The sequence below is a fragment of the Polaribacter sp. 20A6 genome, from assembly GCF_011378915.1.
GTDB lineage: Bacteria > Bacteroidota > Bacteroidia > Flavobacteriales > Flavobacteriaceae > Polaribacter > Polaribacter sejongensis.
The window spans coordinates 1-1,024 of sequence record NZ_WTPZ01000046.1; the positions used below are offsets into that span (position 1 = coordinate 1).

At 27.5% G+C, this 1,024-nt stretch carries 1 protein-coding gene; it reads left to right on the plus strand.

Annotated features, from left to right (window positions below; translation table 11 throughout):
- Positions 1-155: 155 nt before the first annotated feature.
- On the plus strand, positions 156-776 hold the full coding sequence (locus GQS57_RS18305) for a hypothetical protein (RefSeq protein WP_165734416.1): 621 nt from the start codon (positions 156-158) through the stop codon (positions 774-776).
- Positions 777-1,024 lie beyond the last annotated feature (248 nt).

Here is a 1,024-nt window from a genome sequence, read left to right on the forward strand (position 1 = left end):
TATAAACTTTATTGCTGGTTTTGGCTCACTTGGGAAATTCCTCCGGAATTTCGCCGTTCGTGTTTTATTTAGTAAATTCACTGTTTAAACAACGCAACAAAGCTTATACAACAACGTTAGCAACAAGCTACAACCAACTCACGAAAGAAAAAATAATGGAAATAGTAAAACCTTATAACGAAATTGATAAAGCTATAATTTCCCTTGACAATGGAGGAAGATTTTATAACCTACTCACCAAAGCAGAAGACGGAATAATTAGTCAAGCAGAATTAGGAAAATTAGGTGGAATTTTCAATGATAAACAGAAAATGATACTGTTTTTAGAATTGTCTATTTCAAAATTAAAAGAAAACGAAAAAGAAATAATTATTTCAAAATTAGACGAGAATTTAAAGAAAGATTATTTAAAGTATAAACCACAAAATTTACTTCCTTCTGAAGTGAATGAAAAAGGAATTTTATCCTCAAATATGGTTTTAACTGGAATTCCTGAATTAATAGATTCAAAATCGGATTTTAATGGTTTTTTAATGATCCCTATTATGGTTGGAAAAGTAATGACCTTTTCATTAATTCCATTAATTGACAATTATGATGTTTATGAATTAAGAGATGAAAAATCTTCAGAAACATTTATAATTGCTCATTCTAAAAGTTCTGAAAAATTACCAAACAAAAAAATGGTTATTGCTGGAGTTTTAAAAGAACTTGAAAAAAATGAAAAAGGTATTAAGAAAAAAATTTTAGAAGCTATTTATCATATTGAAAATTAACAGAAGAAAAGCCTGTTGCTAACACCGTGTAAAAAAAATTGCTAAATTAGTGCTTAAATAAAAGCAGTTGCTTTTTTGCAAACAACAATTTTCCTGCGGAAAATAGCCGTTCACAAAAATCGCAACTTTCATTACACAACAACGTTGGGCGTAAGTTAAAAGTAAACTCAGATAAGCTATAAAAATTCGTTATTTTAAAGACAAATTAACCAAAAAAAAAGTGAAATATTGAATTTTAAGTCAATTTA